The sequence below is a fragment of the Burkholderia sp. AU31652 genome (assembly GCF_002223155.1).
GTDB lineage: Bacteria > Pseudomonadota > Gammaproteobacteria > Burkholderiales > Burkholderiaceae > Burkholderia.
In genome coordinates this window covers 814797-828926 of sequence record NZ_NKFG01000005.1, presented here as the reverse complement: position 1 = coordinate 828926, position 14130 = coordinate 814797, and the positions used below count along the sequence as shown (strand labels likewise).

Annotated in this window: 7 protein-coding genes; all 7 read right to left on the bottom strand. The window is 58.5% G+C overall.

All coding sequences use genetic code 11. The features are described 5' to 3' along the window. Positions 1-4: 4 nt before the first annotated feature. Positions 5-3820 carry an ImcF-related family protein gene (locus CFB40_RS21280; RefSeq protein ID WP_089432317.1) on the bottom strand — a complete coding sequence of 1272 codons (3816 nt, stop codon included), beginning with the start codon at positions 3818-3820 and terminating at the stop codon, positions 5-7. Further along, the gene (locus tag CFB40_RS21275) at positions 3817-5055 is read right to left on the bottom strand and encodes a hypothetical protein (RefSeq protein ID WP_089428093.1); all 1239 of its coding nucleotides are present in this window, start codon (positions 5053-5055) and stop codon (positions 3817-3819) included. The genes CFB40_RS21280 and CFB40_RS21275 overlap by 4 nt, the downstream gene beginning before the upstream one ends. 3 nt (positions 5056-5058) lie before the next feature. Next, positions 5059-5316, bottom strand: coding sequence for a PAAR domain-containing protein (locus CFB40_RS21270; protein ID WP_089428094.1), 258 nt, complete (start codon positions 5314-5316; stop codon positions 5059-5061). Positions 5317-6827: 1511 nt separating this feature from the next. Beyond that, entirely contained in the window at positions 6828-9302 is a 2475-nt protein-coding gene (locus tag CFB40_RS21260; RefSeq protein ID WP_218829603.1) for a glycoside hydrolase family 108 protein, read from the bottom strand. An 8-nt stretch (positions 9303-9310) separates the two neighbouring features. Then, positions 9311-11650, bottom strand: a complete 2340-nt coding sequence (locus CFB40_RS21255) for a type VI secretion system Vgr family protein (protein WP_089432316.1) — start codon at positions 11648-11650, stop codon at positions 9311-9313. Positions 11651-11729: 79 nt separating this feature from the next. Continuing rightward, positions 11730-13280 carry a type VI secretion system contractile sheath large subunit gene (tssC, locus tag CFB40_RS21250; RefSeq protein WP_089432315.1) on the bottom strand — a complete coding sequence of 517 codons (1551 nt, stop codon included), beginning with the start codon at positions 13278-13280 and terminating at the stop codon, positions 11730-11732. A gap of 73 nt (positions 13281-13353) precedes the next feature. Next, positions 13354-13866: a type VI secretion system contractile sheath small subunit gene (gene tssB / locus CFB40_RS21245; protein WP_034185094.1), complete on the bottom strand. Its 513-nt coding sequence runs from the start codon at positions 13864-13866 to the stop codon at positions 13354-13356. Positions 13867-14130 lie beyond the last annotated feature (264 nt).

Genomic DNA, 14130 nt, shown 5'->3' with positions numbered 1-14130 from the left:
GGCCTCAAAAAACGAATGCGTCGCCCAGCAGCCTGAGGGCATGCCCGAACGGACCGGAGGGGGAATCGGCAAGTCCCGACGTGGTCGCCAATGGCGAAATCGCGGCCTTCGGCGCGGCCGTCTGTTTCGCCGACCCAGGTTCAGCGGTTCGCGTTTTCGCCTGAGCAAGTTCGAGCGTGGCGCGTTGACCGGATGCCTGCGCTGTCGTCGCCGGCATGGCCTCGTCCGGCAAAGGGCGCCCGCCCGGAAGCCCCGGCGGCAACGGCACAGCCGCATGCTTCGCGGCCGCGATCGCCGATGCAGGCAACGGCGGCGGGCTGATCGCCGAAACCCGCGGCCCCGTGTTCTGCGAGCCCGTTACGAAGACGCGTGTCGGCAACGTGAAATTTCGCAACTGCAGAACGTCGAGCGGACCGCCGCCGGCCTCGCTGCGCAATTGCACCTTGAGCGGAATGCCCTGGCTCGTGTCGGGCGTCCAGGTCAGCAGATAGCGCGCGTTGTCCTGCTGTACGACCTTGGCGCGCTCCAGCAACCGAACGAGACCGAAGCGCCCCTGCGAATCGAGTGCGGTGCGCAACCCGCCCTGCTCCGTCTGCCATTCGATATGCGACAGGTTCTCGAGCGATTGTCCCGGCCATTCGAACGGTGTCCACTCCTGCTTCTGGTTGAAGTAATGCAGTTCGCGACCGGACAGCACGAATCGCATATCTGTGACACCCGGCGTCGGCTCGGCCCGCAGTTCGTAACGCACGCGTGCATCGCCGGACGGGAACAGGACCGTCGACGTGCGCGTGAGCTTGTTCAACCCGTTGAGGAACGCCGGATCGATCGTCAATGCCCCGGAATCGGTACCTTGCGAAGCGACCCATCGGTCGCCATGCCGTTCGACGACACCGGCCAGTTGCGATGTCACGAACTGCGCGATCACGCCACTATCCGGACGCATGAACCGCGCCATCTCGGGCAGCGATGCGTCGTTGTCGGAATCCGCAAACGGATAGCGCCCACCGAACGTCTTGTTCCAGTCGGCGAGGATCGCGGTGCGCCAGATCTCGTTCAGGCTCGAAGCGGCCGGTTGCACGATGACCTGCCACGACTGATCGAACGGCGCGCGGAACAGTGCGCCGAAGCCTGACCACTGTTCACCGAGGCTCGCGGCGACACGGCTCGCGTAATCGCGGCTGTCGGCGATATCGGACGTCTTGCCCTGCAGCACGGATTGCGCGGCCAGACGTGCGATCGCATCCGGGTCCGGACTGGAGACGATCTGCGATGTCTTCAGGCGCATCGCCGTGATCCGCTCCAGATAACGTGCCAGGCTCAGGTCGCCGGTTGCTGCAGGCGGTGTGCTCCCCTTGCCGCCGGATGGTGCTCGGGAAGCGAGATCGCTACCGGTCAGACGCAGGATCGGGCCGAATGCGGCGGCAAGCGGCGCAAGCTGAGGTTTTACCTGCTTCGACGGGTCCTTTTCGTCCGTGCCGACCAACTGCTGCGCCTTGCTGATCAGCGTATCGGACAGCGACTGTGCGTTGGCTCCCGTGCCTGCCTGATAGACGATCGCATTCATCAACGCGACGAGCGGCGAGCGTTGCGGATCGCCCAGCAGCGTCAACTGGTCGGCCGTGGCCGACAGCGTCGGGGCGGGTTGCCAGCGCAGGCTGTTGAGGAAGAGCGTCCATGCTCGCGCATAGTCGTCGAAATAGCGCTGGCGCAGTTCAGCTTTCAATGTCGAGGGTGACGCGTTGGCAACCTTGGTGTCGGAAAGCACCCAGTCGCTTGCCACATCACGTTGCTCGCCGGCCTCGTCGATGGCCTTCGAGATTCGCTCTTCCCATGCAGCACGTGTGAATACACCGGGTACGGTCGCGGTCGTGCCGAACAGGCCACGGCTCGTTGCGCTGCCGGCAGAGGATTGCGACGCCGCGTCGCCGAGCAGCGTCGCGAGTGATAGCGGCGGGTATTTCGGTGTCGCTTCGTCGATGATCTGCTGGTGGATCGCGTCTCCTGAGTTCTGGATGCCTCGGACACCGATGATCGTCTGGCGGGTTGACGCGATCAGGTTGTTATCGGGGACAATCGCCAGCGCGACTTGACTGGATGCGGCGCCACGGCCAACGTGATTCGCGAAGAACGCGATCGCTTGCTGACGCAAGTCCTCCCAACTGCCCTTCGACAGTTGTGAATTGGTCGGGCGTTCGGGTGCTGACGTCGCAGCGAGTTGCGGTATCAGGAATGCAGCTGTCGCCCGCTCGGGTTTGGCCAGCATCATGTAGGTCTTGAGCGTGTCGTAAGCGGCCTGTACCTGAGCATCGCCGCCACTGGCGATTTCCACGTCGGACAGGGACGCGAGCTGATGCAGCCTCGCTTCGAGCTTCTGGCGGATCGGGCCGACGAGGACGCGGGTTGCGGCTTCGGCGTAGTAGGGCCAAAGGGCGCCGAGTAGCGCGTGGTCGCGGTTCAGGCCGAAACGGGTAGCCAAAGGCGCACCGCTACGCTGATGGATTTCGAGCGTGTCCATTTGCCTGTCGAGATCAACAAGCGTTTGCAGCGACTGCGTCGGGTTTAGGGGACCGGTGAGCTTCGCGACCGTATCCGTTGCGCTTCCGATCGTTGCGCGGTTGGCGAAGCCGGATAGCATCGTGCCGGCAAACCAGCACCCGATCAGGGCAGTCGTCAGCCAGGCTGCCGTGGTCGACAAAGAAAAGCCGTTACGGCGACCGTGAACCTTGCGGCTGTGGTCGGCGATGGTTTGCCAGATGGTTCGGTGTTGAGGATTGCCGGGCGTATCGTCGTCGTTCTCGGGATCGGAACCCAGTGGCATTACGTCACGTTCCTTGAACAGCGGCGCAAACATCAGACCGTGGACCGCATGCCTCCAGACGTTGGATTCGGCAGTTTTCTGTACCAGATTCGATAGTGCATCGTGCAGCCTCGAAACATGCTGAGACAGTTCCGCAGGATAATGATCACGGGCATCCGCCGCGAGACGTACAACACCCGCATCCGCGAGGTTGTCGACGAGGCTTCGCAGCGATGCATCGATCGTCGCTCCATTCATCCGCGTGTTGGCCCACGTCAGGCCAATGGCTTCATCCGCATCCGGCCACTCGCTACCGAAATCCGTAACGTTCAAAAAATAGGCAGGCGCGGCCCAGCGCAGTGCACGCGCGTGGCGCGCAAGACGTGTCGCGAGCTCCTCCGTGTCGAACGGGGTATTCGCGGCACTACGGTCCCGTGTCACAGTTACGATCGCGTCGACCGGGCGACGGCGTCGCAGACGGCGGACTTGATCGAGCCAATCGGTGTCGAGCTGGTCGCGAATCTGGTTTGCGTGCAACACAACCGTGTTACCGAGAACGACGTACCCGGTCTCGGCGAGTTCGGGGGCGAGACGCTTGACCAGGGGGGTGTCGCCGGCAACGAGCAACCAGCGGTCACGGTAGCGCCAGCGCCAGCCGTGACGGTCACGCAGGAGGTCGCGAAGCGCCGCAGCGGGATTGACCTGTTGTGATGAATCGTCCGAATCGTCGCGCTCAGCAGATTCGGCGCGTTTTCCTGCATCGAAACGAGCAAACCATCTGAACGCCCTCAGCGCTGCAATTTTCAGCAATACCCATTCGAAAAACTTGGCCGCCACGATCGCCACCAGAAACGCGCATGTCAAGGAAAGCTCAGCGATGATCCGGGTCTCAAGCGACCACCCACGACGAGGCCCCTCTACCCACACGGCGAGACTGAGCGCAAGAAATATGATGAGGGCCGCGATACCGATGAAGAAACCGGCCGACCGGGTTTTGCTTTCATTCTTGTTGTCGTTCATGTCTGCTTTCTGCACATGAGGGCGATCAGTTCTTGACCTTCGCCACAAAGCACCAATTGCGGATCGCCCGTAGTTCGAGCCCTTTCCGCGGCAAGGGCCACGGCCAACCACGGCCCTGCGCCCGAACAGTCGCCCACTGACGTCTCGAGTTCGATCCAGCGTGCCTCGTCCGGCAATGACGCGGCTTGTCGGACGCAACTGATACCGTCGCCGATCAGACCGTGCGTCCATACCGTGCGTAGACGATCGGATGACGACTGTCCCGACCGGGCAGCAAGCTCGAGCGTCATGGCAGGGGCTTCAGGCGAGCCCTGGGCCGGTCGATGTAAAAGGAGTCCGGTGGCCATGGACGGTGACGCAAGGCGTGGGCGTCCAACCAGAAGGGCGACGCCCGCCTCCGCAACGCCGTTAGACAAGACGGCACTGATTGCGTCACGAAGCTCAATCGCTATCAGAAGGTAGGCGCTTTGGGCGTCCCGGTTGTCGTGCCATGCATCCGTTCTGAAGACGGTGAGCGCTGGGTCGCTGGCACTGATATCCACTTGCAATGCAGGTACTCGTTCAGCGAGTAATTCCTGTATTTGAGTTTCGACGACCTCGGCCTTCAGCCTCGATCGATGACATAGTTCGACGTGGAGCCTCACTCCCTGCGGCAAGGCCCGGAGCTGGGGCAGCAGGTTGTCTATCAAGCGCTTGAGCAACCATGCACACACGGCATGATGGCGGGCATGTTCCGTGAGTTCGTTACCCGGATAAAAATGGACATCGGGAAGAGTGAGCCAGCGTGCGTTGACTTTTCTATCTGCCACCGCGCCGCTTTGTCGCAACATCGTCCCTTCGGCCCCCATCAGTATCTGTTTGAGCGAGTTTTCCGAATCATTCGTGGAGACGCACCAGGTATGGCCCAGGATCGCCAAAGGTCTGGCTGCCATTGCATGGCACGACTGCTCCGCGTCATCGCTAACGCGATTCGTCGCAATCGCTTGATTGCGGCAGGCATAGCCGTATCCGAGCCACGCGAACAGCAGGAATGCCCAGGCCAGAAATGGGTAACCCACGACGCAGAACCAGAACCACAACGTGTTCATAGGTCGGTCCGTCGGCCAGAGCGTGATCGTCAGCCCTGCTCCCACTCCCATCACGAGGACAAACAGGATTGTCCAGACGATCATCGAAACCCGGGGGGCAGCCGGTACATTCACGCGCGGCGGCACACGATTGAAATCGATAGGCATCGCTTACCGGACCCACGCTCCGCAGGACGAAGCAATCAGGACGGCTCCACAGCGTGTGTGATCACCGTCTCGCGACAGCGGTATCGTGCCGTCCTTCATCCTGAAGCTGCCTTCGACGATTTCGTTGTCGCCGTGGATCGGGCATGAGACTTTGTCGCCAATGCGAGCAGCCCGGCGCCCCTTCACTTTGATGCGATCCGAGCCGGTCAAGATCTTGCCGCCGTGGCTCGTTGCGTCACCTTCGTATACGAGATTTTTCATTTAAATAGAATGCAAGGTCATTAAAATTCGACACCCTTCCAAATCAACACAATCAACCACCTCCAAACACCACAACATCAAATCATCATAAAAATTTAACCTAGCGAAGATCAGACTATTCAACCCAAACACAAAATCATGCGACATCCTATCAATAGACTCACAACAAAGTTATACCAGCCCAACAGCTGGCAATTTTCTATTTGAGAAACATACTCCGACGCACTAGCAATTTCCGACGAAGATTCGCCCCTCTCACCAGCGACCTCCTCGACAAGACACCAATTATTTTTCTTATTACCCCATTCACAAATGCGCCCAAATATCTACCCCTCGACCGAATCAACTACCATCAATTGCCACCTGACGCGAATTCTTAACTTTACACATTGCCACTGCACTACATTCATCAAACTTAGCCACGCTATACGTCAATACCCTCTTTAGCGTTGGCGAGTAGTAGTTGATCAGCAACCATGAACCACCCACATTATCTTCATATACAAACCTCCCCGGTATGGCGCCGCCCTCGAAATATCCGACGAGAACAGTTTGGTTGCCGCCGGCCACGGCATATGTTGAACAACCGACCAACACATACAAAGATCCGCTAACAAGAATTTTTATGAAAAATGACATATCCGATGAATATTTAAAATATCCAACCACCCTTCCGCACCAAGCAAATCGCCAACACTCTAAATATTAAAATCAAAGCATAAACCAATAAATACAGATGAAAATAGCGCACCCATTTAACACAAAAACCACCTCGATATTTTTAAGCCTCCGCAACAACAATCCACGACGAACAACCACTCCATCCTTGGCATCCCTCACACATCATCACCTAGCACAAAAATCAATGTCCGAGCAATTAATCCATTTAACCAGTCGACTCCCACCCTTCGTCATAAACTCTATTTTCCAAAACTGCAAATCAGACGAAACCTCTATTAATCTCACGTAGTCACCCTTAACCACGTAGATGCGACTTGCTTGCACACTTGACGGGCTATCGTACAAAAATGCCCTCCCGACCACGATCTTTCTCTCACCGGAATGACGCGCCGGAAGATCTTCCCTACGCAATTCGGCATGAATTGGACCGTAATAATCACCACCCCTCGGTTTCTCAATAACATTCCATAGCAACCGATTATTAATCATCGTTATTTCAGCCACCCCACCAGATGCCCCAAAAAATGAATAAAATCCTACAATTGCCTTATTTTTACCCCCCGAGATTCGACCGCTGATGTTGAGCTCATTGTCTGGACTACAATCGATCCTATTTCCATTCTGAGTGATAAAGCAATATCTGCCACGGACATTTCCCATCCTGTCCTCGTCAATTGTGACAGTGAACGTGGAGTACGGTTTACTTTGTCCAACGACCACCTCCGTGAATACCCATCGCCCCGAAAAATTCCGATCCGTTGCAAACGCAGAGATAGATACCAGTGCCGAAAGGGCAATTGAAAGCTGAAGAAGCAACCTTACCCTCATATCTAAATCTCCACACCAAGACAATCATTTACTCGATTCAGCCAACCTTTTAAATTCTCAAGCTGAGTCGAGTCATTGACAGTTAGATTCGTATAGTATTGACGACGAATTTCCGCAATATCCTGCAGCAAAGCATCTTGATCGGAAACATCATTTAGAGCTCCTACGGTTTCCCCTCCCATTCCGCCGTCTACAGTGACATTTCCGCCATATTTCCCGTTAATCAACTTTTGAATCTGCTTTGCCGCCCCGCCAGACGTAATCGTCCAGTCATACACCATCAACGCGACGCGCAAATCCTTAAATTTGCAGAAGCCCTTCGGCTTCCAGTACCTTTTTACATATATTGTCTCGGCCTGCTCATCTGTCAAATTTTTTAGATTTTCGAGAGTAGGCTCAATGCCCAAATCTTCCATAGCATAGGCTTGCCAAGTGTTCCACGCAATTCCGTGATTGGTCGCCCCGCCCTTGTCATTCTTTCTATTCGAATACCCACCCTCATGGCGAAGAATAATTGGTGATATTTTTTTAAATTTTTTAGCACAATCACACTCTTCAAAAAAATTTCCAGCGATCGCGATCGGATTGATGTGGTAAACATTCGTTTCAGGTAAACCCTGAATTTTGGCCTTCACCTCATCCCACCACGCGAGCTTCTCGATCCGCGTCTGTTCTTCCTCATGCTGCGGCTTCGGGCCCGTCCGCTTTTCCAACTCAACAATCAACTGCTTCCACTTTGACGGATTTGCCCACTCGCTCTCGTGCTTGACGATCAACCGCGACGCCGCTTGCATTAACCATGGATATCCTTCCCGTTCGGTCTTCGACAACGTACAAAGTTCGACAGCCGCGCGGCTACCATCGCCTTTCGTAAACAGTGCGTCGTACACCTTGAGCATCAGCGGGCTAAGCTTCGAACGCGAAGCGAGATCCGGCACATTTGCGCCGCTCGCGTAATCAACCCACGCTTGGGTCTCCGCAAAGATCGTATGTGCGGGATCATGCGCATCCGAAACACACTGAAAGTCGATCCACTTTTGTGCGAATTCCCGTGTGACCCGCCCCCCTCCTGGGTGGTTAAAGTCACACACCCAACCCTCGATCGGCTGCCCTAGTTCGTTCACGCCATCAACGTGCCACCAACTCACGGAGAAACCTGGATCGGGATTCGGACGAGGCTCCGGCACGCGTCGTTTCGAATCACGCGCTAACTCGGCGAGCGAATACACTTGCACGCGGTCGGTTTTTCTCGATTGCGGATCCGCGCCCTGTACAAATTTGTTGTCCGCCGCACGCTGATACAGCACCGTGCCCGGCTCAATTCGCAAAATGGTTGGATCGGAAGGGAGCCCTAGCGCTGTCCAGTCTTCCTTGCGCGGACCGTGTTGGTTGACCCATGTGCGCCCTTGCTCGACGAACGACTCGATGCTGTCGTCGCAAAAGACCTCGATGTGCGCAATTCGAGCACCCGAACTACGTTGATTCAACGAATCGTATCGCCCCAGATGCCCGATCAGGTCCCCCGCCTTGATTGGAATGCCAGGGGTGTCGCCAGGCTTGGCCTGTTCCGTTACCACCACAACCTGATCGAACAATGTGTCCTCGACCGTCTCCTCGGCGACAGGCCCACCGTTTTCCTGTCCGAGAAAAACCCACCCGCCGATCGCACTCGACGGCTCGACATATGCCCCCGCTTCCTGCGGATACAGCGACGACCCATAGAGATCCGTCAGCTGCCCCCACGGTTTCCCGTTCTTCATCTCAATCTTCCCGATGCCGACATTGGCTCCCTCGGGAAGGATGCCAATAGCTACTACACCGTTCGGAGTCTTGCGAACTCGCAGCCCCTGCTGCGTCGGATCGGGAGCCTGACCGCTTTTGCCCGACACTGACTTATCCTGCGCATACTGTGTCACCAGCCATTGCCGCGGCCAATACGACGGCTTCTCCCGTTTCGGGAAATTGGCGTAGTCCTCCCAGGACATCAGGTGCATGTACAAGCTGTAGAACGTCAGCTTCGTGTCCCTTGGGAACTCCATCGTATGCCGAACCAACGCGAAGCCCGTGCTGTACGGCGCCTCGTACGGCGATCCGTTATCGATCGCTGCAATCTTGCTGACTGGATAGGTCTTGTTGGCGCGATACGCGATCAGCACGCCGTCGGCGATACAGCGCAATCCTCCGTCGAGGTCCAGCGACTGCCCCGCGCCAGCCTCCGTGACATGAATTCCGCCGTGCCACATCCCGTTGCTGCTCGCGAGATATGTCCCGGACGGCTCATGCTCGGCCAGCATCCGATAGATGTCGTGCTCATCGGTGAATCGCGTCGAAGCATCGGACCTGCCGTTCCCTTTGCGCAAAAACGGAAATGCAAACGACACTTGCTTCAGAGCAGGCTTGGCGGGCGTCGGTGTGGGTGTGGGTTTGCGCGACGCCGGTTGCTTCGGCGTTTTCTTGGGTGCTGATTTGGTCGTCATAATCAGGCTTACTCCGAGAATCCGAAATTCAATGTGCTCTTTACGTCATTGAGCGGCGCTGCGGACCACGTCGGGAATTTGAAACTCCCGCCGTCGGCGTCGTTCACTGTCAGATTGCCTCTCAGCTCGATCTCGCCCGCAGGACTCCCAAGAACGATCTTTCCGCCTGACAGCTTGATATAGGCACCCGAGCCGTCACCGATCGTGACGCCTTTTCGCCCGGTTATCGTGATTTCACCGTCCGACGAACTCATCTGCATGTCCCGCATCGCCATCAGTTCCATGCCGTCGCCTTGCGCCTGAATCTGGACCTTGCCCTTTGCTGCGAAGAGTCGAATCCCGAGCTTCGCCGCAAGGAACGAAATCGCCTCACCGGCCGCCACCGTGATTCGCTTCATTACGCCGAGATCGAATCCGTCGCCCGCTGTGACGAACATCTGCCTGCGTGCAGCGACCTGAACGTGCTGCCCACTTGCGATGCCAACACCTTCGGGTGCACTCGCAACAATGACGGGCTTCTGGAGACGGCTTAGCTTCTTCTCGATGAGCTCACGTTGCTGGTTGGCCTCGGCTTGTAGTGCCTTTGCAACGCTCGCGGCATCATTGAGCGAACGCAGAATTTCTTCAGCCTGCGCGAACGTTGCATCCGCGTCTTGCATCGCAAGCTGCTCGCCGGCCCCACCTGGTTGTGCCTCGGCCGATACGAGCACGCCGTCTGCTGCCCGAATCGACGCGTGTCCATCGGTAGCGAGTTCGGCCCCCTTTCCGCGCGCCTTACGATCGGTGTCCACCATGAACCCCAGATTCAACTGGCTTGCCCGGAACGGCGTTATCAGGTGGACATGCTCGTTGCCCTCCTTATCCTCCATCCGCAACTCATTCTGCGCAGCCGTCCGAATAAGGTTCCGCGTATGGTTCAGGTTGTTGACCAGATCCGGATGCACGCTGTCATGCATCGCCCCGATGATCACCGGCCGGTTCGGATCGCCATCCGTATGGACGATCGCCACCTCCGCCCCATCGATCAACGGAAAGTGATGCCCGTAGTTGTCACCGCTATAGGGCTTCGCAAACCGCACCGGCCGGCTCGTCCCACCCGGGCTCCATTCATCGAGATCGAACGGCAGCTTGATCACGTACCAGCCCTGTTCGGTCAGATACGCATACTTGTAGTTGCCCGGCGACGTAATCCGCGCCGGCAAAATCCCGTCGACCACCGGCCGCGAAACCGAAGCCAGCGACGTGCGCCATACCCGATCCGACGGAATCCCCTCGAACGCCACCCAGTACGCCTCGTTCCGCCCGCCGTGCGACTCGACCGACGTGACGAACACCCCGTGCTTCGCGTCGGCCGGCTTCGGCTCGACCCGCATCACCTCGCCGGCTTCGAGCCAGAACGGATTGCCCGTCCCCTTGAACGTAATCTGATCGGCCAGATACGCTTCATGTCTCAACCGAGCAACCCGCTTCCCCTCTTCGGGCGTCTCGTAATGCTCGCCCCAGCGGTAATCGACGGCATTCGTTGTCTTGTCGTCGCGCGCCGTGTTTTCCTCGACCAGCAGCGATACCCCGGCCTGCCGATGGTTGTAGTCATGCAGCCGCACGGCCTCCGGCACACGCTTCATCTCTCGCCCGAGCGTCTTGATCGCATCGGCGCCGACACTTTCGAGCCCCGAGTCACGCCGATACGGCACCGTGCGCTGCTTGCGCGCATACGCATCCAGATCGTCGCCGAACACGACCACCGCGCGATCCTTCTTCTGCTCCCAGCGAAACCAGATCCCCGCTTCTGCACAAATCCGCTGAATGAAGGCAAACGTCGTCTCGTGATATTGCGTCACGTATTCACGACGCTTGTACTGCCCGCGCAACTGGAACTGGAAATCGACACCCGCGCGATACCCGTAGTGCCGCAGCGTGTCGGTCACGATCTCCTCGACAGACTGCTTCTGAAACAGCCGGCTGGTCACGCCACGATCGAGATCCGCCAGCGTCGGTTCCAGCACGACCCGGTAGCGCGTTTCGTCCGCCGACGTCTCGAGCTCGTCGAACTGCGTGATGACGCCATGCACCGTATACGCCGCCGGCTTTGCACTGAACTGCGCAGCGTTCTCCCCGAACATCTTCCGCAGGTAATCCATGTCCGGATCGACCGGATCGGCAACGAACTTCGCCGGCCGACCCAGCACCTGGTCCATCGGAATTCCCGCCATCGGGCTTGTGAATTCGATCTCGTACCGATAAAGCTGGCTCACCCGATCAAGCCCGGTGAACTTCAGGATCGAGAATGGCGCCGGATGCGGCGACAGCTTCAATTCATAAGCCTGCGTAGGCAAAATCATCGACATCGACTCTCTCGGTTGCGCAACCACACGACACCGCCGGGGCAACCATCGTCACCCCGGCGGCTCACGATCAAACGTCAGATCAGTTCTTGGCCTTCGGCATCTGCGACACGAGCGACAGCCCGATATCCATCCCTTCGACCTGGAAGTGCGGGACGATGAACAGCTTGATCCGGAAGAAGCCCGGGTTGTCCTCGATATCCTCGACCGTGACCTTCGCCTCGCGCAGCGGATGCGACGCCTGCAACTCGTCGCCCGGATCCTTCATCTCGGTCACGAGCCCCTTGATCCAGTTGTTCAGCTCGAGTTCGAGCAGACGACGATCCTTGGTCGTGCCGATGTTCTCGCGCTGGATCAGCTTCAGGTAGTGCGCGATGCGCGACAGCAGGAAGATGTACGGCAGCCGTGCATTGATGCGGCTGTTCGCGGTCGCTTCCTTGGTCTCGTACAACGCAGGCTTCTGCGCCGAGTTCGCGGAGAAGAAGCACGCAAAGTCGTGGTTCTTGTAGAACGACAACGGAATGAAACCGAGATTCGCGAACTCGAACTCGCGCGTTTCCGGGATCAGCACCTCGGTCGGGATCTTCGGCTGGTAGCCGGTGCCGAGGTCGTACAGGTGGACCGGCAGATCCTCGACCTTGCCGCCCGCCTGCGGCCCGCGGATCTGCACGCACCAGCCGTTGCTCACGAAGCTGCGCACCATGTTCGCCGCGAACGCGAACGACGCATTCATCCACAGGTACTTGTCGTGATCGGGGCCCTTGACGGCCTCCTCGTAATTGAACGCCCGCACCGGCGCCGTGTCCTTGCCGTACGGCAGACGGCCGAGCACGCGCGGCATCGTCAGGCCCACGTAACGGGCGTCGTCGGTATCGCGGAAGCTCTTCCACTTGATGTATTCGGCGCGATCGAAGTAGTTGCCGATGTCCTGGATCGCCGCGACTTCCTCCATCGACTGCTTGCCGAAGAACGCCGGACCGACCGAGCCGATGAACGGCATGTGCGCCGCGGCCGCCACCTTCGAAATGTTGCGCAGCAGTGCGACGTCCATCGGCGAATTCGCGAACTCGAAGTCGCTGATCATCGCGCTGATCGGCTGGCCCCCCGGCGTGTCGTATTCCTCGATGTACGTCAGGCGGTACAAGCCGCTCTGGATGAGTTCCGGCGTATCCTCGAAGTCGCGCTGCAGCGCATCCTTCGATACGTCCAGCACTTCGATGCGCGCGTTCTTGCGGAAATCGGTGCGGCTCACGAGCATCTTCAGGCCGCGCCAGCGCGCTTCGAGCGCCTGGAATTCCGACGTATGCATCACGGCGTCGAGCTGGCGGCCGATCTGCCGGTCGATCTGGCCGATATGGAAGTCGAGCAGCGATTTGTCGAGGCGGTCCACCGGCTGGCTCGCCTTTGCGACGAGTTCGAGGAACGCGCCCATGCCGCGTGCGATCCGTTCGTCGGCCGATGCCTCGGACAGCATGTCGTTGTCGCGGAACGCCTCGAGCGGTCGCGCTTCACTGATCGGTTTCAGGTTGATCTTGCTGCACAGCGACGCATAGACGCTGTCGATATCCCCGTGCGGGGCGTCCAGCACGACGGTCTCGGTCGCGCCGCTCTGCTGGGTTTCAGTGGGTTTCATCTCGGGTCCTGTCTGCGATCGAATCGCTACGATGTTGCGGAATGCGCTGAACGCGCGTTTTGCCCAGCGGCGTTCACGCATGCCCTTCCGGCTGCGTCGCGGCGGTCGCGATCTGCGCGAGCTCGCCGCGCAGCTTCGCGGACAGGCGATCGTCCTTCAGCACCTTCTCGAACTCGCGGCGGAACGTGCCGTTGTCGAGCAGATTCGATTTCAGGTCGCGCAGCAGATTGCGCATCGCGAGAAGCGCCTGGAGCTCGGGAATCTGGCGCGCCACCTGCTCGGGCTCGAAATCCTTGATCGACCGGAACGACAGGTTGACGGGCAGTTCCGAACCGTCGCCGGCCAGCGTGTTGTCCGCGGCGATCTTGAGATCCGGCGCGTAGTCGGCCAGCACCGCATCGAAGTTGTTCTTGTCGATGTTTACCTTCTTGCGCTCGGCCAGCGGCGCCTGTTCGCGCCCGGCGCTGAAGTCGCCCGCCACCAGCAGCTTCAGGGGTAGCTCGACCTTCTTCTGCGCCCCGCCCGTATGCAGATCGAGGGTGATCGACACCCGGCTCTTCGGGATCTCTCGCTGAAAGCTATCCAATTCGTTCTCCTTATCTCAGGAAGCTTGAAGACTCCGCGACACGCACCCACGACCACGGATGCTCCGTCGTCCGCATCGCCCATGCCGAACCCCGCAACGTGCATCGACGGACGACCGAGTCGGATATTCGCGGCCCGATATCCGACTCAGGCGGCAGAAAATATCACGGCCTTTATCAACGAGTAAACCCGAAACACAAAAAATCGGAAATTAACGACACGGCAATTTTTCGAGCATAAGACTTGTCCTACTTTCACGCGATCT